The sequence below is a fragment of the Halomonas rhizosphaerae genome, assembly GCF_030012485.1.
Classification (GTDB): domain Bacteria; phylum Pseudomonadota; class Gammaproteobacteria; order Pseudomonadales; family Halomonadaceae; genus Halomonas; species Halomonas rhizosphaerae.
Genome location: NZ_JASCQQ010000028.1, coordinates 206270 through 224877 on the forward strand (window position 1 = coordinate 206270; position 18608 = coordinate 224877).

An 18608-nucleotide genomic window follows, 5' to 3' on the forward strand; every position below is an offset into this window, starting at 1 on the left:
AGGCAGGGTTCCACGACCAACGAGGAAGGTACCATGCCCAGAGCGAAGCTCGGATTGACCCGCGCCTCGATCCACAGCCGCGCGGCCCTGGCCGGCCACCCGCTGCACCCGGTGATGATCCATTTCCCCGTGGCGGCCCTGATGGCGCTGGTGGCCAGCGATCTCGGCTACCTCTACAGTGGCGATCCCTTCTGGGCACGGGCCTCGCTGTGGCTGGCCGGTGTGGGCGCCTTCGGCGGCTGGGTGGCGAGTCTCGCCGGGATCATCGATCTGGTCACGGTCAAGCAGATCCGTCGGCTGGTCACCGCCTGGAGCCACGCCATCGTCGCCGTGGTGATGCTCTCCATGGCGTCGCTCAACTGGCTGTGGCGCTTCCTCGACCAGGCCCTGCTGCCCTGGGGCCTCACGCTCTCGCTGACCACGGCGGCCCTGATCGTCCTGGCTGGCTGGCTGGGTGGACAGCTCGTCTACGAACACGCGGTGGGCGTGGACCTCGACGACTGAGTGCTGGCGGTTCGGCATCCGCTTCCTCCCCGTGCGCATTCGGCTAGAACACAGGCTTGGCCAGCACCAGGGCGACCACCGCCAGCATGCTGACCGCGGCCAGCCCCAGGGCCGCCATGGCCCCGGGGGCAACGCCATGCGAGGTGCCCTGCTCGAGGCGCATGACCAGCCAGCCGGTGGCGCCATGCGCCATCACCATGCCGGCGACCGCCAGCAGCTTGAGCACCAGCCAGCCGGCGGCCAGGCCATTCACCAGGAACAGCAGCGTGCCGCTAGCGATGGCCAGCAGGGCCGCGGGGGTGGCCAGGCTGTTGTAGACGAAGCGCGGCATCGGGGGAGCACCGGATGCGAAGGGCGTCGCGGCGGCCGGACCGCGCGCCGACAGGGCGAGCAGCAGCGGCAGATAGAGCAGTGCGCCGCACCAGCTGGCGAGTGCCATGATATGCACGAACTTGATCCAGGGCATGGGCGTCCTTGCAGCCAGGCCGACCCGCCCCATTGCCGGCCAGCCTCCTTTACCCTAGCCGGGCCTTTCGTTAGCGGCCAGGGACCGCGTCCCTGCCCCGGTGTCAGCCGTAGAGCCCCTGGCTGCGCAGGTAGTCGTCGTAGCTGCCGCTGAAGTCGGTGATCCCCTGCTCGCTCATGTCCAGGATGCGGGTCGCCAGGGAGGAGACGAACTCGCGGTCGTGGCTGACGAAAATCAGGGTGCCGGGGTAGTTCTCCAGGGCCAGGTTGAGCGCCTCGATGGCCTCCATGTCCAGGTGGTTGGTGGGCTCGTCCATCAGCAGCACGTTGGGCCGGGTCAGGGCCAGCTTGCCGAACAGCATACGGCCCTGCTCGCCGCCGGAGATCACCTTGACCGACTTGCCGATGTCGTCGCTGGAGAAGAGCATCCTGCCCAGCGCACCACGAACCTCCTGCTCGCCGCCCGTTGTCCATTGGGCCATCCACTCGAACAGTGTCGCCTCATTGGCGAAGTCGTCGGCGTGGTCCTGGGCGAAGACCCCGAGCTCGGCACTGTCGGTCCAGCGCACGGCACCGGCGTCGGGATGCAGTTCGCCGCCCAGGGTCCGCAGCAGGGTCGTCTTGCCGATGCCGTTGGGGCCGATGATGGCGATGCGTTCGCCGGCTTCCACGGTCATCGAGAGGCGCTCGAAGAGCGGCGCCTCCTCGCCGAACCCCTTGGTGATGGCCTCGACGTTGACCGCGTTGCGGTGGATCTTCCTGGCCTGCTCGAAGCGGATGAAGGGGCTGACCCGGCTGGAGGGCTTGATGTCCTCGAGCTTGATCTTGTCAATCTGCCGCGCCCGGGAAGTTGCCTGCTTGGCCTTCGAGGCATTGGCCGAGAAGCGGCTGACGAAGGCCTGCAGCTCGGCGATCTGCGCCTTCTTCTTGGCGTTGTCGGCGTGCTGGCGTTCGCGGACCGCGGTGGCGGCGGTCATGTAGTCGTCGTAGTTGCCGGGGAACAGCGTGATCTCGCCGTAGTCCAGGTCCGCCATGTGGGTGCAGACGCTGTTGAGGAAGTGGCGGTCGTGGGAAATGATGATCATGGTGCTGTTGCGCGCCGTGAGCATTCCCTCCAGCCAGCGGATGGTGTTGATGTCCAGGTGGTTGGTGGGCTCGTCGAGCAGCAGCACGTCGGGGTCGGCGAACAGCGCCTGGGCGAGCAGCACGCGCAGCTTCCAGCCCGGCGCGATCTCGCTCATGGGCCCCGTGTGCTGGTGCAGCGGGATGCCGAGCCCCAGCAGCAGCTCCCCGGCCCGGGCCTCGGCGGTATAGCCGTCGAGTTCGGCGAAGCGCACCTCGAGGTCGGCCACGGCCATGCCGTCCGCCTCGCTCATCTCGGGCAGCGAGTAGATCCTCTCGCGTTCGGCCGCCACCTGCCACAGCTCGGCATTGCCCATGATCACGGTGTCGATGACGCGCTCGTCCTCGAAGGCGAACTGGTCCTGGCGAAGCTTGCCGAGCCTCGCCCCGGACTCGACCATCACCTGCCCCGAGGAGGGCTCCAGGTCACCGCCGAGGATCTTCATGAAGGTGGACTTGCCGCAGCCGTTGGCGCCGATCAGGCCGTAGCGGTGACCATTGCCGAACTTGATGGAGACATTCTCGAACAGCGGCTTGGCGCCGAACTGCATGGTGATATTGGCGGTGGAGATCAATGAAGGGTCCAGGTCAGTGCGTGAGAAAGGGTCGCGATTGTACCGGTTATCGTCGCCGCTCACACCCGACGCAGCTTAGTGAAACGCCCTATCACAGCTGTCCGAAACGAGGAGCGCCGGGGGCAGGCCGCAGAGGAGGTCCTACGCCAGGGATGGCGTCGGTAGCGTACAAGGATGTATTCATAGCGCCTCCTCGCAGGCCTGCCGCCGGATCAGCTCCGCGCAGAACTGCTACCTGCGCAGCCCTGACCTAGAGCAGAAGCTCCCCCTCGATGGGCACGAATCGGCTGGCCGCGCGGATCAGCGAGTCGGCGCTGAGCCGCTCCACGCCGACCACCTCCACCACCACCCCGTGGCGCTCGCGCATCCGCTCCACCAGCAGGTCGAAGTCACCGTCACCCGAGACCAGCACCACGCGGTCGACCAGCGGTGCGGCCTCGATGGCATCCAGGGCAATGCCCACGTCCCAGTCGCCCTTGGCCGAGCCATCACGGCGCTGGATGAAGGGCTTGAGCTTCACGGTGAAGCCGATGCCGCGCAGGATGGCCTGGAACTGGCGCTGCCGGGCATCGCCGCGGTCCACCGCGTAGGCGTTGGCCACCACCACCTCGCGGCCGGCCGCGAAGCGCGCCCAGAAGGCGTTGTAGTCGAAGTGCCGGCCGAAGGCCTCACGGGTGGTGTAGTAGACGTTCTGGACGTCGACGAAGATGGCGACGCGCTCCCTGGCGGCCTCGCTCATCGTCGCTACCACTCCTCGCTGGTCTCGCGCAGGGCGGCTATTTCGGCCTTGGCCTCGGCGAGACAGTCGCGCAGCTCCTCACCCAGCGCCGCACCGCCGCCCACGGCGATCACTCCCCGTGCTGCACCGGTGCCCCGCCGGGCCACGCCGTCACTGCCATGCAGGGCCTCGAGCTTGACGATCAGCCAGGCCAGCCAACTGTCGGGACGCATGGCCTGTTCGCGCAGGCGATGCAGCTCGGCAATGCCGGCGCCCTCTGGGCCGAGCAGCTCGCGCCAGTCATGGTGCTCCAGGTGGGCGTGCTCGGTGACCTCGCGCAGCAGCGACTGCAACGCCAGCTCGGCCAGCGCCAGGCTGCCCTCCTCCGCGGCCATCCGCCTGGCCTCGGCATGCTCGTCGTCGCCGGCCGGCAACGCGAGCAGCAGCTCCGCCTGGTAGAGCAGCTGGTTGGTGCGCGATCTCGGGGTCACTTGCGCTTGTCCTCCACCTGCCACTTGTTGCCGTCGAAGGTCGCGCGCCAGCCGGTGGCCTTGCCGCCCTCGTCGGTCATCACGAACTGCTCCTTGGCCTTGCGCGAGAAGCGGATCTGTGCGGGACGGCCGTCCGGATCCTCGCTGGGGGCGTCGAGCAGGTAGCGGTACTTCTCGGGCAGCTCCTCGGCATGGGCCTTGAGCTCCTTGACCAGCGGCGGGCGAGTCTCGCGGTTCTTGGGGAACTTGCTGGCCGCCAGGAACAGGCCGCTGGCGCCATCGCGCAACACATAATGGTCCTCGACCTTCTGGCAGGCGAGCTCCGGCATGGGGATGGGGTCCATCTTGGGCGGCGCCACCTCGCCGCTGCGCAGCAGCTTGCGGGTGTTCTTGCACTCGCTGTTGGTGCAGCCGAAGTACTTGCCGAAACGCCCGGTCTTGAGCTGCATCTCGCTGCCGCACTTGTCGCACTCGATGGTCGGACCGTCATAGCCCTTGATGCGGAACTTGCCCTTCTCGATCTCGTAGCCATCGCAATCCGGGCTGTTGCCGCAGATGTGCAGCTTGCGGGTCTCGTCGATCAGGTAGCTGTCCATGGCGGTGCCGCACTTGGGACAGCGATGCTTGGCCCGCAGCGCATCGGTCTCGGCGTCCTCGCCGGCATCGGCGGCCACCGCCTCGTCGCCGGGCAGCAGGTCGATGGTGGTCTTGCAGCGCTCCTTGGGCGGCAGGTTATAGCCGGAGCAGCCCAGGAAGACCCCGGTGGAGGCGGTGCGGATCTGCATCTTGCGCCCGCAGGTCGGGCAGTCGATGTCGGTGGGCACCGGCTGGTTGGGCCGCATGCCCTCCTCGCTCTCGGCGACGGCGAGCTCCTTCTTGAATTCGGCATAGAAGGCATCGAGCAGCGCCTGCCAGTTGCGCTCCCCCTCGGCCACCTCGTCGAGGCCATCCTCCATGCGCGCGGTGAAGGAGTAGTCCATCAGGTCGGGGAAGGACTCCTTGAGGCGCTCGGTGACGATGTCGCCGAGCTTCTCGGCGTAGAAGCGCCGGTTCTCCAGCTTGACGTAGCCGCGATCCTGGATGGTGGAGATGATCGAGGCATAGGTGGAGGGACGGCCGATGCCCCGCTTCTCCAGTTCCTTGACCAGGCTCGCCTCGGTGTAGCGGGCCGGCGGCTTGGTGAAGTGCTGCTGGGGATCGAGCCGCTCCAGGGTCATGGGCGTGCCCTCGGCGAGGTCCGGCAGTGACTGGTCCTCCTCCTTGCGTCCCATCGGTTTCATCACCCGGGTGTAACCGTCGAACTTCAGCACCCGCCCCTTGGCACGCAGCTCGAAGCCGTCGACCTCGACGGTCAGGGTGCTGGAGAGGTACTCGGCGGGCGTCATCTGGCAGGCCACGAACTGGCGCCAGATCAGCTCGTAGAGACGTTCGGTGTCGCGCTCCATGCCGGCCAGGTCGGTGGCCCGGCGAGCGACATCGGAGGGACGGATCGCCTCGTGGGCTTCCTGGGCCCCCTCCTTGCTGGAGTAGCGATTGGGCGCCTCGGGCAGGTAGCGGGCGCCGAACTCGTCCGTGATGAACTCGCGTACGTTCTCCACCGCATCCTTCGATAGGTTGGTGGAATCGGTACGCATGTAGGTGATGTAGCCGGCCTCGTAGAGGCGCTGGGCCAGGGTCATGGTCTTCTTCACCGAGAATCCCAGCCGGCCACTGGCCGCCTGCTGAAGCGTCGAGGTGATGAAGGGGGCGTTGGGCTTGGAACGCGTGGGCTTGTCTTCCCGCGCGGTGATCGCCAGGTTTGCCTTGCGCAGGGCAGCGATGCGCTCCAGCGTCTCGGCCTCGGAGGTGGGCCGGAACGCCTTGCCGTCCTGGCGCACCAGCTCGAATCGTACCGTCGTCGGGTCGTCGCCGGCCGGTCGCAGGTCGGCATGGACGTCCCAGAACTCCTCGGGGATGAAGGCGTGGATCTCGCGCTCGCGCTCGACGATCAGGCGGGTGGCCACCGACTGTACCCGGCCGGCGGAGAGGCCACGGGCGACCTTTGCCCACAGCAGCGGCGAGAGCATGAAACCCACCACCCGGTCGAGGAAGCGGCGCGCCTGCTGTGCCTCGACGCGCGGAATGTTCAGGCTACCGGGATCCTGGAAGGCCTCCTGGATGGCGTTCTTGGTGATCTCGTTGAACACCACCCGCCGATAGCGGGTCTCGTCGCCACCGATCGTCTCGCGCAGGTGCCAGGCGATGGCCTCCCCCTCGCGGTCAAGGTCGGTGGCCAGGTAGACCGCGTCGGCCTTCTCGGCGAGCTTCTTGAGCTCGGCCACCACCTTCTCCTTGCCCGGCAGGATCTCGTAATGGGCCTTCCAGCCATGCTCGGGATCGATGCCCATGCGCCGGATCAACTGGTCCTGGGCCTTGCGCTTGCGATGCTCGGCCTTCTCCTCCGCGGACATCTTGCGGGTCTCCGCGGCCTGCCGCGCACGTTCCTTGGGATCCGTGGCTGCCTTGCCCGAGCCGCTGGTCGGCAGGTCACGGATGTGCCCCACGCTCGACTTCACGATGAAGTCGTTGCCGAGATACTTGTTGATCGTCTTGGCCTTGGCGGGCGACTCGACGATGACCAGTGACTTGCCCATAGTGCTCCACTGTGCTGATGGCGCCAGCTCCAACGCTAGCGCCAGACGGTTTCGGCCCGCCCTCTCTGGCGGGTGAAAAATGCGCTTACCCTACCCCAGCGGTCGGCTTCACGCCAGTCGCCGCCGGAACCCCCGTCAGGCAGCCACGACCGCCACGGGGTGGGCGGCCTCTTGAACCTAGCTCCCCGGGCACCATCACGCCAAGCCGGAAGAGACGCCCTCCTCAACGACAGCGCCCCCGCCGGATGTGGGCGGGGGCGCTGGTGCCGCAAGGCGGGAGATCAGCTCTTGCGGGTCTTGCGCGGCGTCCGACGACGCGGCGTAGCGCGGCTTGCAGGCTTGCGCTTGACCGGCCCCTTGGTGCCAGTAGACGTGTCCTGGTTCGCCGGCGAGGTGCTGCTGGCCCCATCCTCGATGCTACTAGAGGAATTCTCGCTGACCTGGGTGGACGACTTGCCGGGGACGTTTTCCACGGGCGCCTCGGAGATGACCGTACTGTCCGGCTCCTGCGCCGGAGCGTCGGCAGCGGACTCACGGGCCGTCTCTTGCGCCAGAGCCTCGGCAGAGGCGTCACTAGCCGGCTCTTGCGCCGGGGCCTCGGCGACAGACTCACCGGCCGGCTGGTGCGCCGGGGCCGCCGTGCTGGCTGCCTCGGCCGTCGAGGGCTCGGCGTCCAGCGTGACGCTCGACTCATCCGATGCGGCCTGGTCGGAGGTTTCAACCGGGCCCTGCTCGGCGACGGGGAGCGACTCCATCAGGCGCTCGACCTCACGACGCGCCGCCTCTCCGGCCCGCGCCTCGCTGACCACACTGGCCTGGGCATCCCGAAGAGCCTCCTGCTCGACCTGGGGTGCATGCTCGATGGCCTGATGAAACAGCCCCTTGATGCGCTCGAAGCGATCTGCCGCGTGCTCGCTCAGTTCACCACTGGCCGCCAGGACATGCTCGATATGTGCCAGGTGGGCATCGATCTGGCTGGCCGTCTGACCCTTCAGCAGGGTCGGGATCGCCTCCAGTGCCGCCTCATGGTCCTGCTGGAGGGTGAAGAACTGCTCACGCACCAGGTGCTTGAAGTCGGCCAGTTGGATGCCCGGCTCGAGCTCGGCCCGCGAGGCCCGCAGCCGCTTGAAGTTGCGCTCGTCGGTCGCCGGGGCGCCCCCCAGCACATGGATCACCGAGCGCATGACCGCCTCGTGGCTGCCTCCCTCGGTGATCGCGTGGTGGACCTCGTCGCGGCGACGCTCGATGAAGCGGCGATGCTCGGGTTCGGCCCCCGGGCGACGACGGTGCACATGGGCGTCGCCGCCCAGGCCCACCATCGCCTGCAGCATCGGCTGGCCGTAGACGTCGAGGAAGAAACGCTCGCTGCTGCTGTCGCGCAGGTCCCGCCAGGCGTTCAGGCTGCGGGTGACCTGGTCGGACAGGATGCCTTCCACCGCGCGGAAGACATTGTCCTCGTGCACCGGGTGGCGGTCGGCGCGCACCTTGTCGGCCAGCACCGGCACCGCGGTCATCAACGGATTGCGATCGGACAGCAGACGGTAACCCATGCGGTTGGGGTGCATCCGCCGCATCCACTTGGCCGACTCGGGCGTGGCCAGGGCCTGGACCCAGGGCTGCATGAACAGACGGTAGAACCCCAGGTTGATCTCGGAGATCCGTGCCACGGTAGCGAAGCGGGTATCGTCCTCGGGGCGGTGCTGGACCTCCTGGTCGAGTTCCTCGATGGTCCGCGGGGTGAACTCCAGCAGGTAGTCACGCTCGATCAGCTCGGCATCCTCACGCTCGGCGGCACTCGAGACCGTGGTCTCGTAGAGCCCGGGCGGCAGGACGTCGATGTAGTCCATGTTGGCGGTGAACTCGGCATGCTCCTTGCGCGACACGCTGCCGGACACGAAGATGCCGAGGTGACCGGTGGTGTCATGGACGCAGTAGACGATGGTCTGCTCGTTGGCGATGACGTCCTCGACCCCTTCGTAGAGGTCGCGCACCCAGCCCAGGGCCTGCGGCGGCGGCGTGATGTCGTCGCCCTTGGAACAGAACACCACCACCGGTGAACGCACGTTGCGCAGGTCGATGCGACGCCCGTCGGAAGTCACCAGCTGGGCCGTCGAGAGGCGGTTGCCGACGAAGAGGTTGTCGACGATGTACTGGATCTCGTCGCCGCCCAGCACCACGTGACCGCCCCACCAGCGTTCGAACTCCAAATAGCGTTCCGCCTCGGTGTCGACCTGAGCGTAGAGCCGGTACTGCTTGCTCCACCAGGTGTTGGCCGGGTTCAGGCGCTCGAAGTTCTGCACCAGCCAGGCGCCATCGAAGAGCCCCGCGCCCAGGTCGCTGAACAGCGCCGTCATCCAGCTGCCGCCGGTCAGGCCCCCGGTATAGCGCATCGGGGCCTTGCCACGCTCACCGGCCCAGTAGGAGAGCGGCGAACCGGCGATGAGAATCGGCCCGAAGAGCTCGGGCTCGAGGGCCGCGGCCATCATGATCTGCCAGCCCGCCTGGCAGTTGCCGACCACCATGGGCTTCTCGGAGGTCTCCGGATGACGCTCGATGACATGGCGCAGGAAGGCGACCTCGGCCTCCACCACGTCCTCGACGGTCTGTCCCTGCACCGGGTAAGGCAGGAACCCGATGAAGTAGCAGGGATGCCCCGCCCGCAGGGCCACGCCGATCTCGCTGTCGGGCTTGAAGCCGCCGATGCCAGGTCCATGGCCGGCGCGTGGATCCACCACCACGAAGGGGCGCATCTGCAGGTCGGTCTCCACCCCCTCGGGAGGCTGGATGCGCAGCAGCTCGTAGTTGACCGGACGAGAGAGCTTGCGCCCGTCCACCAGCACCTCGGCATCGAAGCCCAGCACGTTGGGTTTGGTCTTCTCGATATGCTCGAGGTACTGGTTGCCGCGCTGGCGCATGACGTCCATGAAGAGCACGCTGCGCTCCAGGGTGTCCCGCCAATAATCGCAGGCGGCGCGTCCGAAACCGAACGGATCCACGAAGGGCAGCACGCTGGCTGCAGGAGTCGGTATCAGGGGATTCATCTTGAGCTCCAGGGTTGCTCGATGCCAGGGTGTCCCCGGCGACGATGCATGAAATCGGGCTTTGTTGCAGTGCAATATAGCGCATGAACGTTGGCGCTGCGAGCGCCGGATGCCGGAGTCCTAAGCAGCATTCAGGGCAGCCGCGCCTTCGCCGGGACCTCGCCCAGCAGTTCGACCAGGGCACGCCGACCACGTCGCCACGCCACCTCGGGACGCCGACCCCAGGCGATCAGGCGGGCCTCGCCGCCCTCGATGGTTCGATCCAGCCGCAGCCCGGGACCGCCGCCGAAGGGCACCGCCGAGTCGAGGGACAACTGCCACAGCAGGGCATGCCCTCTCGCATCGAGCCGCGTCTGGCGAAGGCGCAGTGGATCGCCCGCAGCGATTCTCAGCTGCTCGACCACCGGATCGATCCCGATCAGCACCTCGTCGAGGGCCTCGTCGCCGGCGAGGCCCGGCGAGAGGGTCTCGAAGCCGATGCAATTGCCGGCCACCCGGAAACTGGCGACGACCAGCCCGACCGGCCCCAGGCTGGCCACACCCTGTACCGCGAGCTGCCCCAGGTAGCAGCGCTGCTCCGGCGTCAGCCAGGGTACGGGCGCCAGCGCCAACCCGGCGCTGGGCGAATGACGCACCCCCAGGTGCACCACCCGACCCTGCCCGTCGGCCAGCACCGGCACCCTCACCCGGCGACCCTTCCCGCCCTCGGGCGCCAGCGGCAGGCCGGCCTCGCGCATCAGTCGCCGCATGGCGATCCGGTCGGCCATGGCCTCGAGCATGGCCTGGCCCGGGGCGATCAGGCGCAGTCCCTCGCGCCGGCAGGCGCCGACGAGAGACAGCTGATGTTCGCTGCTCGCCTCGCCGGGGTGCAGGGCATGGCATCCCAGGGCGCGGGCCCTGAGCACCAGGACCTCGGGCTCCCCCTCGGCCAGACAGGTGACAAGCCCCAGCTCGTCGCCGGCCTGCTGCACGCGCAGCGAGGCCAGCCCCTGGGCCGCGACCAGCAGACGCGACGAGGCGCGGTCAGTCCGCCACGACAAGCGGGGTCTCCAGGGCCTTGGCAGGCGATGGAAGGCAGAACGTCTGCGGTGCTAGCATGCGTGTGAGTCCCTCAGGAGGCGGAAGGCGTGCCGCCGACGAACGAACGATCCATGACCTCACCCAAGTTGCTCAACCGACTGACCTTTCGCCAGCTGCAGGTATTTCGAGCGGTCTATGACCAGCACTCCTATTCGCGGGCGGCCGAAACGCTGGGCCTGACCCAGCCTGCGGTCAGCGCCCAGATTCGCCAGCTCGAGCAGGCCCTGGGACAGCCGCTGTTCAAGTACGCCGGGCGCACCCTCCACCTGCTGCCCGCCGCCGATGCCCTGGCGGCCTCGACCCGGGCCATCTTCGGCCAGGTCTCGCGCCTGCAGATGACCCTCTCCGACATGGCCGGAACCATCCGTGGCGAACTCAACCTGGCCGCGGTCTCCACGGCCCAGTATGTGGTGCCCTACCTGCTGGCCCGTTTCCGCGCCCACTATCCCAATGTCCAGGTGCGACTGCGCGTCTGCAACCGCCGTCAGGCACTGGAACGGCTGGCCGAGCGGTGCGACGACCTGGTGATCATGGCGCGGGTGCCCGAGGATGAGGCACTGGTCTTCATGCCGATCCTCGACAACGAGATGATTCCCGTGGTCTGGCCCGGACACCCGCTGCTCGAGGCAAAGGCCCCCACCCTGGAGGACTTCGCCCGTCACTATGTGCTGATGCGCGAGCCCGGTTCCGGGGTGCGCAGCGCCTTCGAGGAGTTAGCCGCCGACCAGGACGTGCAGTTGCAGCATGCCATCGAACTGGGAACCAACGAGGCCGTCAAGCAGGGCGTGATGGCACAGCTCGGGGTCTCGGTACTGCCACGACTCGCCGTTCGCCTCGAGGTGGAGGCGGGCCTGCTGGCGCCGCTCGCCCTGCCGGGCTTCCCGCTGCGTCACTCCTGGTGCACCGTGCATCCCAGGGAGCGCTTCCCGACTCCGGTCACCGAGCTGTTCCTGCGCTTCGTGCGCGAACACCTGTCCGAGCTCCACGCCCACTTCAGTGCCCCGCCGAGTCCCCTACCGAGTCACGGCGTCGACTGTCTGCCGGTGACGGCCTACTGACCGGCGCCAGGAGGACCACGGGCCCGGCTGTCCAGAACAACGGATCCTGTGGTATTTTACCAGCTTGCGAACCACGTATCATTCGACGTGCCAGGCTGCCTGGAACCGCCGACTGGCGCGCACCCGGAGACCCCGCGGTAGCGCCCTCATGGCGTCGACAGCCGGCGAGCAGAGAGGCTCAATGCTATGAGCGACACCCCCTCCCCACGCGTCTCCAGCGGCGAGAAGTACCGCAACGATCATGGCACGGCCGCCATCAAGGATGGCATGAAGGCGCGTCGCCAGACCGAGGACGGCGGTGCCGACGGCCGCAAGCCGAAGTGGCTGCGTGCCCAGATTCCCGGCGGCGAACGCTTCGAGGCGGTCAAGAAGAACGTGGCCACCCATCGACTCAGCACCGTCTGTGCCGAATCGCACTGTCCCAACCAGGGCGAGTGCTGGAGCAACGGCACCGCGACCATCATGCTGATGGGCTCGGTATGCACCCGCGCCTGCCGCTTCTGCGCGGTGGATACCGGCAACCCCAGGGGCTGGCTGGACACGGAAGAGCCGGACAATACCGCCCGCTCGGTCGAGCTGATGGGCCTGCGCTACATCGTGCTGACCTCCGTGGACCGTGACGACCTTCCCGATGGCGGCGCCACCCACTACGCCGACTGCATCCGTGCCATCAAGGCCCGCACGCCCGAGGTGGTCGTCGAGGCGCTGACCCCGGACTTCGATGCCGAGCCCTCGGCGATCGAGCGGGTCGTCGACTCAGGGCTCGAGGTCTTCGCCCAGAACGTCGAGACCGTCGAACGGCTCACCGGAAGGGTACGCGATCCCCGAGCCGGCTACCGCAAGACCCTGGACGTGCTGGCCCACGCCAAGCGTCACAGACCCGATGTGATCACCAAGACCAGCCTGATGCTCGGTCTCGGCGAGACCGAGGAGGAGATCCTGGCGACCTTCGACGACCTGCGGGCCATCGGCGTCGACATCGTGACCCTGGGCCAATACCTGCGCCCCACGCGCAACCACCTCCCGGTGGAGCGCTGGGTCACCCCGGAGGAGTTCGAGCGCTATCGCGTGCTGGGCCTGGAGAAGGGCTTCATGGAGGTACCGTCCGGCCCCCTGGTGCGCTCCAGCTATCGGGCCGACCGGGTGTTCGAAAAGAACAACCTGGGCCTGGCGGCACCCGCCGAGGTGCCCGGCCAGCAGGCCGACCCGAAGCGCATCGACGCCATCAACGTCGGATAGGGGCAAGGGCCGAGCGCCGAGCAAACAGCATGATGTCTCTGCCATCTCTGGCGTCAACGCAAGGCCCCCACTGGATGCTTGTACCGCGGGGGCTTGCTCTACTACATCACCTGCAGCCCATCACAGGTCAGCTTGGCGGCGCGGCGCATGGCTGCTTGGCGCTTCTAACTCCCGCCCCAGTTCCCGCGCCAGGCACTCGGCCAGGCGCTCCCCCACCGCCTCGACGCCCGGGCAGCCATCGCTCAGGTCGGCCAGCCGTGTCATGGCCATGCCGGCATAGCCGCAGGGGTTGATCCGCAAGAACGGCGAGAGGTCGCCGTTCACATTGAGGGCCACGCCATGGAAGCTGGCACCGCGACGGATCCTCAGCCCCAGAGAGGCGATCTTGGCCTCCCCCACATAGACGCCGGGCGCATCGGGGCGGGCATGGGCCACCACGCCATGCTCGGCCAGCACGGCAATCACCGCCTGCTCCAGGGCAGTGACCAGGTCGCGCACGCCCAGCCGTCCGCGCCGCACGTCGAGCAGCGGGTAGAGCACGACCTGGCCGGGCCCATGGTAGGTCACCTGCCCGCCGCGATCGGTGGCCACGACCGGGATGTCGCCGGGCATCAGCAGGTGCTCGGGCTTGCCGGCCTGCCCCTGGGTGAACACCGGGTCATGCTCGACCAGCCAGAACTGGTCGGGGGTTTGCGCATCGCGGCCATCGGTGAGGTCGCGCATGGCCTGCCAGACGGGCGTATAGGGCCGACGGCCGAGGCGATACAACTGGATGGGTGGCAACACGCTATCGTCTGCCATCAGACGACCATGTGCACGCGGCCGGTGGCCTTGAGTTCGTCGAAGAGCGCCTTGAGCTGCACCTCGCCGGTGGCGCGGATCGTCAGGCGCACCGACTGGAAACGGCCCTGGCGACTGGGGACCACCTGGATGGCACTCGCGTCAAAGGCCGGATCATGCCGGATGACGATCTGGCAGACCGTGGCGGCGAAATCCTCTGCGGCATCGCCGACCACCTTGATCGGGTAGTCGCAGGGAAAGGTGATCTTCGGCGGCTTGCCACCCGCCTGACGACGGGGCTTGCGAAGGTCGCGCAGGGAGTTGTCGTTCATGAAGCCTTCCGGCGGGTCGTGGATATCCGAGTATGTTACTCAACCTGGGGCGGTGAGACCAACGCCAGGCGGCCAGGGAAGAAGGCGCAGCACGGGGGATTTCACTGTCGCCTGCACCCTTTGCCTGGCCGTAGGGCCTAGTCGAACCAGCCACCGACCAGGTTAGTGAAGAAGCGCCGCACCTGGTCAAAGAGGCGCTTGAAGAGCCCCCCCTCCTCGATGCTCTCGAGGGCGACCAGGGGACGCTCGCCGACCACCTCCTCGCCCTGGCGCACCTCCATGGTCCCCACCCGATCCCCGGCGGCGATGGGGGCGGTGAGGTCGGCCTGGATGTCGAGCTTGGCGGTGAGCTCCTCGCTTCGGGCGCGCGGTACGGTCATGACCACGTTGCGGTCGACGCCGACGCGCAGCTCGTTCTTGTCGCCGCCCCAGACCCGAGGCGTGTTGAGCACGGCGCCGGCGTCATAGAGCTTGAGGGTCTCGTAGTAGCGGAAGCCATAGCTGAGCAGCTTCTGGGTCTCCTGGGCGCGGGCCTCCTCGGACGCGGTGCCCATGACCACCGAGATCAGGCGCATGTCGTCGCGCTTGGCCGAGGCCACCAGGCAGTAACCCGCGGCCTCGGTCCAGCCGGTCTTCAGGCCGTCGACGCTGCTGTCGCGCCACAGCAGCCGGTTGCGGTTGGGCTGCTCGATGCCGCCATAGGTGAACTGCTTGCTGGCGTAGTTGGCGTAGTGCTCCGGGTAGTCGTTGATGATGTGCTGGGAGAGCAGCGCCAGGTCGCGGGCCGAGGAGTAGTGGTTGTCGTCGGGCAGGCCGGTGGCATTGACGAAGTTGGTGTTGTGCATGCCCAGTCGGGTGGCGTGCTGGTTCATCAGGTCGGCGAAGGGACGCTCGCCGCCGGCCAGGTGCTCGGCCATGGCCACGCTGGCATCGTTGCCCGAGACGATGATGATGCCCTTGAGCAGCTCGTCGATCGCCACCAGGGTGTCGACCTCGATGAACATCTTGGAGCCCCCGGTGCGCCAGGCCTTCTCGCTGACGGGCACCAGATCCTCCGGCGCGATGTTGCCCCGGTCGAGCTCGCGCTCCACGAGGTAGGCCGTCATCAGCTTGGTCAGGCTGGCCGGCGGCAGACGCTCGTCGGCATTGTGCTCGACCAGCACCCGCCCGCTGTCGGCATCCATCAGGATCCAGGAACTGGCCGCCAGCTGCGGCGGCGAGGGGATCATGGTCTGCGGCGCGGGGATCACCTGGGCCGTGGCCTGTGACATGACCAGCAGCAGGCTGACCAGCAGCAGCGGCAACAACCGGCAGCGGCGGAAGAAAAGCGTGAATCTCATGGCAAGGGTTCTCATCAAGGGCATCGCGGGGTGGTTCGAAATAAGGGGGGCCGACTCAGTCGGCATCGTCGACGACGAAGGCCTGGGCAAAGCCCGCCCGGCGCAGCTGCTCGCGGACGGGGTCCACCTGGCCGGCATCCTCCAGGGGGCCGACCTGGACCCGATGGAGACCGGTGGCACTGGCGACGCGCACGGGCCGGTCGATCTCGCCCTCCAGGCGCGACTTAAGCTGCCGGGCACCGTCGGCGGAACCCAGGGCCGCCACCTGCAGGAAGACACCGCCGCCGGCCACGGGCCGGTCGCGTGGCGCCTCGGACGCGACGCTGGCCGATGCCTCCCGGGGCGACGAGGTCTCCCCCGCCCGGGAGGCATCGCCGTTGTCGGCGATCCAGCGCTCCACGTCGATGGCCTCGACCTTCACCCGGCCGGTGCCCTGCTCGAGGATGCCCAGGCGTGCCGCCGCCGCATAGGAGAGGTCGATCTCGCGATCGCTGTGGAAGGGGCCGCGGTCGTTGACCCGCACGATCGCCGAGCGGCCGTTGTCCAGGCTGGTGACACGCACGAAGCTGGGCAGGGGCAAGGAACGGTGGGCAGCGCTCATCTTGTACATGTCATAGATCTCGCCGTTGGAGGTCGCATACCCATGGAACTTCTCGCCATACCAGGAGGCCCTGCCCTGGCGGCTGTAACCACGCGCCTCCGCCATCACCTCATAGCGCTTGCCCCACACCTCGTAAGGGGACTTGTTGCCTCCCCTGGAGCGCGCCTCGCGACGCGGCACCGCGTCGGGCACCTCGGCGACATCGGGTGGATCCTCGGGATAGGCGTCGCCGGCCAGGGCATAGCGCTCGCCGCTTCCCGACGTGGCCGGCGCCTTGCTGGACGCCTCACCGCTGGAAGGACGGGGGCCGCCACCGCCCCCGGCACAGCCGGCCAGCAGCAGCAGCACGCTCAGGGCGACACAGGTGCGTCTCATGAGGCCTCCTCCGGGGTGGTGTCGGTGGCGTCGAGCCAGTGGGCCTCCAGGCCCCGTGCCTCGGCAATCGCCTCGGCGAGCTCGCTTACCGCCATGGCATAGAGATGGCTGTGGTTATAGCGGGTGATCACGTAGAAATTGTGCTCGCCAAGCACGTAGCGCCAGGTGTCCTCGCCATCCTCCAGTGCCACCGGCAGCAGGCGATGATCGTCGGCCAGCGAGTCCGGCACCTCGAGGCCCGCCGCGGCGACGTCCGCCGCCGGCACCGCGGGCGGTCGCGCCGCACGGTTGAACTCGATACCGTCGGGAGGCGAGGCAGGCCCCTCGGCCTCGTGATAGAGGGGCTCGCCGGGCCGCCAGCCGTGCTCGGCGAAGTAGTTGGCCACGCTGCCGATGGCATCCACCGGATTGGTCCAGAGATCGCGCAGGTCGTCGCCATCGAAGTCCACCGCATAGGCCCGGTAGCTGGTGGGAATGAACTGCGGATAGCCCATGGCCCCCGCGTAGGAGCCGGTCAGGCTGCCGGGAGCGCGCTCCTCCTCGTAGGCGATCTCCAGGAAGGCGGCCAGTTCGCCGCGGAAGAAGCTACCCCGGCTGGGATGATGGAAGGCCAGGGTCGCCAGGGAGTCGAGGACGCGATGATCGCCGGTGACACCACCGTAGCGGGTCTCGACCCCGATGATCGCGGCGATCACCTCCGGTGGCACGCCGTACTCGGCTTCGGCCCTCGCGAAGGCCGCCGGGTGGGCCTCGATGAAGGCCACTCCGTTAGCGATGCGCGGGGCATCCAGGAAGATGTCCCGATACTCGTCCCAGCGCAGGCGCCGTTCGGCGGCGCCGGCCATGGCATCCAGGACCGGCTGGCGAAACTCGGCGTCTGCCAGGGCGGCCTGGAGCCAGTCGCGGTCGACGCCCTTGTCGACCAGTTCCTCCACCAGGCGCCGCGCCTCGGCGTGGCGCTGCGGATCGAAGTCCGCCGCCCACCCCGTCGTCGCCCCCCATGCCAGCAGGCCACCCGCGAGCCAGGCCATCCAGCGTTTTCCCTGTGGTGACGACACCGTCATGTCAGCTCTCCCTGAGTCGTATCGACTGCCTAGCGCGGCAGCAGGCGGCGGTGGGCATGAATGGCCATGAGAATACCGAAACCCGCCATCAAGGTCACGCTGGAGGTCCCGCCGTAGCTGACCAGCGGGAGCGGTACGCCGACCACCGGCAGGATACCGCTGACCATGCCCACGTTGACGAAGACGTAGATGAAGAAGGTGAGGATGATGCTGCCCGCCACCAGGCGTCCGAAGGTCTCCTGGGCGGCGCCGGCGAGCCAGAGTCCGCGCCCCACGATCAGCAGGTAGAGCAGCAGGAAGGCCAGCATCCCCACCAGGCCGAACTCCTCGCCGAGCACCGCGACGATGAAGTCGGTATGACGCTCGGGAAGGAACTCCAGCTGCGACTGGGTGCCCTGCAGCCATCCCTTGCCCCAGAAGCCGCCACTGCCGATGGCGGTGGTCGACTGGATGATGTTCCAGCCCGCCCCCAACGGGTCGCTCTCGGGGTCGAGGAAGGTCAGGACCCGCTGGCGCTGGTAGTTGTGCAGGTTCATCCACAGCAGCGGCAGTGCGGATGCCGCCAGCACGCCGCAGAACAGGATGAAGCGCCAGGAGAGGCCCGCCAGCAGGATCACGAACACCCCCGCCGCGGTGACCAGCAGCGAGGTCCCCAGGTCAGGCTGCTTGGCGATCAGCACCACCGGCAGGCCGATGATCACCGCACAGACCAGAAGGTCGCGCCAGCGCGGTGGAAGGGGCTGACGACTCAGCCAGGCGGCGACCATCATCGGCATGGCCAGCTTCATCATCTCCGAGGGCTGGAAACGGATCACCCCGGGGATCACCAGCCAGCGCTGGGCGCCCATGCCCATGTCGCCGATCAGTTCAACGGCCACCAGCATCAGCACCCCGGCCACATAGACCGGTGGCGTCCAGCGCAGCAGGGTGGTCGGCGAGAGCTGGGCGAGGCCCGCCATCACCACGAGGGCCACGCCGAAGCGGATGGCCTGGGCGGTCACCACCGGCAGGCGCTGGCCACTGGCGCTGTAGAGCACCACCAGCCCGGCCAGCATCAGCACCAGCAGCATGCCGAGCAGCCAGGGATCCAGGTGGATCCGCTCCCACAGGCTGCGACGCCGGGCGATGCCGCTCAGGGAGGGCTTCACGGGATGGGCCCGCATGCCACGGGTCAGTTCGCTCCAGATCAT

Annotated in this window: 16 protein-coding genes; 3 read left to right on the forward strand and 13 right to left on the reverse strand. The window is 68.0% G+C overall.

What is annotated here, in order from left to right:
* Positions 1 to 33 precede the first annotated feature (33 nt).
* Positions 34 to 504, forward strand: a complete 471-nt coding sequence (locus QLQ86_RS13935; RefSeq protein ID WP_282736547.1) for a DUF2231 domain-containing protein — start codon at positions 34 to 36, stop codon at positions 502 to 504.
* 43 nt (positions 505 to 547) lie between these two features.
* On the opposite strand, the gene QLQ86_RS13940 is transcribed toward QLQ86_RS13935, so the two are convergent.
* The 7 genes from QLQ86_RS13940 to QLQ86_RS13970 form a co-directional block, all read right to left on the reverse strand.
* Positions 548 to 970 (reverse strand): CopD family protein, encoded by a 423-nt coding sequence (locus QLQ86_RS13940; RefSeq protein WP_282736546.1) that lies wholly within the window; start codon positions 968 to 970, stop codon positions 548 to 550.
* A gap of 103 nt (positions 971 to 1073) precedes the next feature.
* Positions 1074 to 2666, reverse strand: a complete 1593-nt coding sequence (locus QLQ86_RS13945; RefSeq protein ID WP_282817358.1) for an ABC-F family ATPase — start codon at positions 2664 to 2666, stop codon at positions 1074 to 1076.
* Positions 2667 to 2916: 250 nt separating this feature from the next.
* Positions 2917 to 3405: a LabA-like NYN domain-containing protein gene (locus QLQ86_RS13950; protein ID WP_282817359.1), complete on the reverse strand. Its 489-nt coding sequence runs from the start codon at positions 3403 to 3405 to the stop codon at positions 2917 to 2919.
* A 5-nt stretch (positions 3406 to 3410) separates the two neighbouring features.
* Complete coding sequence (locus QLQ86_RS13955; RefSeq protein WP_282817360.1) at positions 3411 to 3875, reverse strand: DUF6586 family protein; 465 nt, start codon at positions 3873 to 3875, stop codon at positions 3411 to 3413.
* The gene (gene topA, locus QLQ86_RS13960; protein ID WP_282817361.1) at positions 3872 to 6508 is read right to left on the reverse strand and encodes a type I DNA topoisomerase; all 2637 of its coding nucleotides are present in this window, start codon (positions 6506 to 6508) and stop codon (positions 3872 to 3874) included. The genes QLQ86_RS13955 and topA overlap by 4 nt, the downstream gene beginning before the upstream one ends.
* Positions 6509 to 6789: 281 nt before the next feature.
* Entirely contained in the window at positions 6790 to 9549 is a 2760-nt protein-coding gene (locus QLQ86_RS13965) for a DUF3141 domain-containing protein (RefSeq protein WP_282817362.1), read from the reverse strand.
* Positions 9550 to 9680: 131 nt separating this feature from the next.
* On the reverse strand, positions 9681 to 10589 hold the full coding sequence (locus QLQ86_RS13970) for an ATP-binding protein (protein WP_282817363.1): 909 nt from the start codon (positions 10587 to 10589) through the stop codon (positions 9681 to 9683).
* Between the two features lie 111 nt (positions 10590 to 10700).
* Between QLQ86_RS13970 and QLQ86_RS13975 the strand changes: the two genes are divergently transcribed.
* Both QLQ86_RS13975 and lipA read left to right on the forward strand, forming a co-directional pair.
* Positions 10701 to 11687, forward strand: coding sequence for a LysR family transcriptional regulator (locus QLQ86_RS13975; RefSeq protein ID WP_282817364.1), 987 nt, complete (start codon positions 10701 to 10703; stop codon positions 11685 to 11687).
* A 186-nt stretch (positions 11688 to 11873) separates the two neighbouring features.
* Positions 11874 to 12926: a lipoyl synthase gene (lipA, locus tag QLQ86_RS13980; RefSeq protein WP_282817365.1), complete on the forward strand. Its 1053-nt coding sequence runs from the start codon at positions 11874 to 11876 to the stop codon at positions 12924 to 12926.
* Positions 12927 to 13046: 120 nt separating this feature from the next.
* Here the strand turns inward: lipA and lipB are convergent, their stop codons facing one another.
* From lipB to rodA, 6 genes are all read right to left on the reverse strand, one after another.
* Positions 13047 to 13727 carry a lipoyl(octanoyl) transferase LipB gene (gene lipB, locus QLQ86_RS13985; RefSeq protein ID WP_282817366.1) on the reverse strand — a complete coding sequence of 227 codons (681 nt, stop codon included), beginning with the start codon at positions 13725 to 13727 and terminating at the stop codon, positions 13047 to 13049.
* Positions 13727 to 14038 carry an HP0495 family protein gene (locus QLQ86_RS13990; protein WP_282736536.1) on the reverse strand — a complete coding sequence of 104 codons (312 nt, stop codon included), beginning with the start codon at positions 14036 to 14038 and terminating at the stop codon, positions 13727 to 13729. The genes lipB and QLQ86_RS13990 overlap by 1 nt, the downstream gene beginning before the upstream one ends.
* A 137-nt stretch (positions 14039 to 14175) precedes the next feature.
* Positions 14176 to 15378 carry a D-alanyl-D-alanine carboxypeptidase family protein gene (locus QLQ86_RS13995; RefSeq protein WP_407650098.1) on the reverse strand — a complete coding sequence of 401 codons (1203 nt, stop codon included), beginning with the start codon at positions 15376 to 15378 and terminating at the stop codon, positions 14176 to 14178.
* A 55-nt stretch (positions 15379 to 15433) separates the two neighbouring features.
* Positions 15434 to 16354, reverse strand: a complete 921-nt coding sequence (locus QLQ86_RS14000; protein ID WP_282817367.1) for a septal ring lytic transglycosylase RlpA family protein — start codon at positions 16352 to 16354, stop codon at positions 15434 to 15436.
* Entirely contained in the window at positions 16351 to 17385 is a 1035-nt protein-coding gene (gene mltB, locus QLQ86_RS14005; RefSeq protein ID WP_282817368.1) for a lytic murein transglycosylase B, read from the reverse strand. Before mltB ends, QLQ86_RS14000 begins: the two co-directional genes overlap by 4 nt.
* 62 nt (positions 17386 to 17447) lie before the next feature.
* Positions 17448 to 18608 (reverse strand): rod shape-determining protein RodA, encoded by a 1161-nt coding sequence (gene rodA, locus QLQ86_RS14010; protein WP_282736533.1) that lies wholly within the window; start codon positions 18606 to 18608, stop codon positions 17448 to 17450.

Bases quoted from the DNA above. Each gene is read 5' to 3' on its own strand.
- mltB (WP_282817368.1), bottom strand. From the start codon at position 17,385: ATGGCCTGGCTCGCGGGTGGCCTGCTGGCATGGGGGGCGACGACGGGG.
- rodA (WP_282736533.1), bottom strand. From the start codon at position 18,608: ATGATCTGGAGCGAACTGACCCGTGGCATGCGGGCCCATCCCGTGAAG.
- lipA (WP_282817365.1), top strand. From the start codon at position 11,874: ATGAGCGACACCCCCTCCCCACGCGTCTCCAGCGGCGAGAAGTACCGC.
- QLQ86_RS13940 (WP_282736546.1), bottom strand. From the start codon at position 970: ATGCCCTGGATCAAGTTCGTGCATATCATGGCACTCGCCAGCTGGTGC.
- QLQ86_RS14000 (WP_282817367.1), bottom strand. From the start codon at position 16,354: ATGAGACGCACCTGTGTCGCCCTGAGCGTGCTGCTGCTGCTGGCCGGC.
- QLQ86_RS13990 (WP_282736536.1), bottom strand. From the start codon at position 14,038: ATGAACGACAACTCCCTGCGCGACCTTCGCAAGCCCCGTCGTCAGGCG.
- topA (WP_282817361.1), bottom strand. From the start codon at position 6,508: ATGGGCAAGTCACTGGTCATCGTCGAGTCGCCCGCCAAGGCCAAGACG.
- QLQ86_RS13950 (WP_282817359.1), bottom strand. From the start codon at position 3,405: ATGAGCGAGGCCGCCAGGGAGCGCGTCGCCATCTTCGTCGACGTCCAG.
- QLQ86_RS13935 (WP_282736547.1), top strand. From the start codon at position 34: ATGCCCAGAGCGAAGCTCGGATTGACCCGCGCCTCGATCCACAGCCGC.
- QLQ86_RS13995 (WP_407650098.1), bottom strand. From the start codon at position 15,378: ATGAGATTCACGCTTTTCTTCCGCCGCTGCCGGTTGTTGCCGCTGCTG.
- lipB (WP_282817366.1), bottom strand. From the start codon at position 13,727: ATGGCAGACGATAGCGTGTTGCCACCCATCCAGTTGTATCGCCTCGGC.
- QLQ86_RS13975 (WP_282817364.1), top strand. From the start codon at position 10,701: ATGACCTCACCCAAGTTGCTCAACCGACTGACCTTTCGCCAGCTGCAG.
- QLQ86_RS13965 (WP_282817362.1), bottom strand. From the start codon at position 9,549: ATGAATCCCCTGATACCGACTCCTGCAGCCAGCGTGCTGCCCTTCGTG.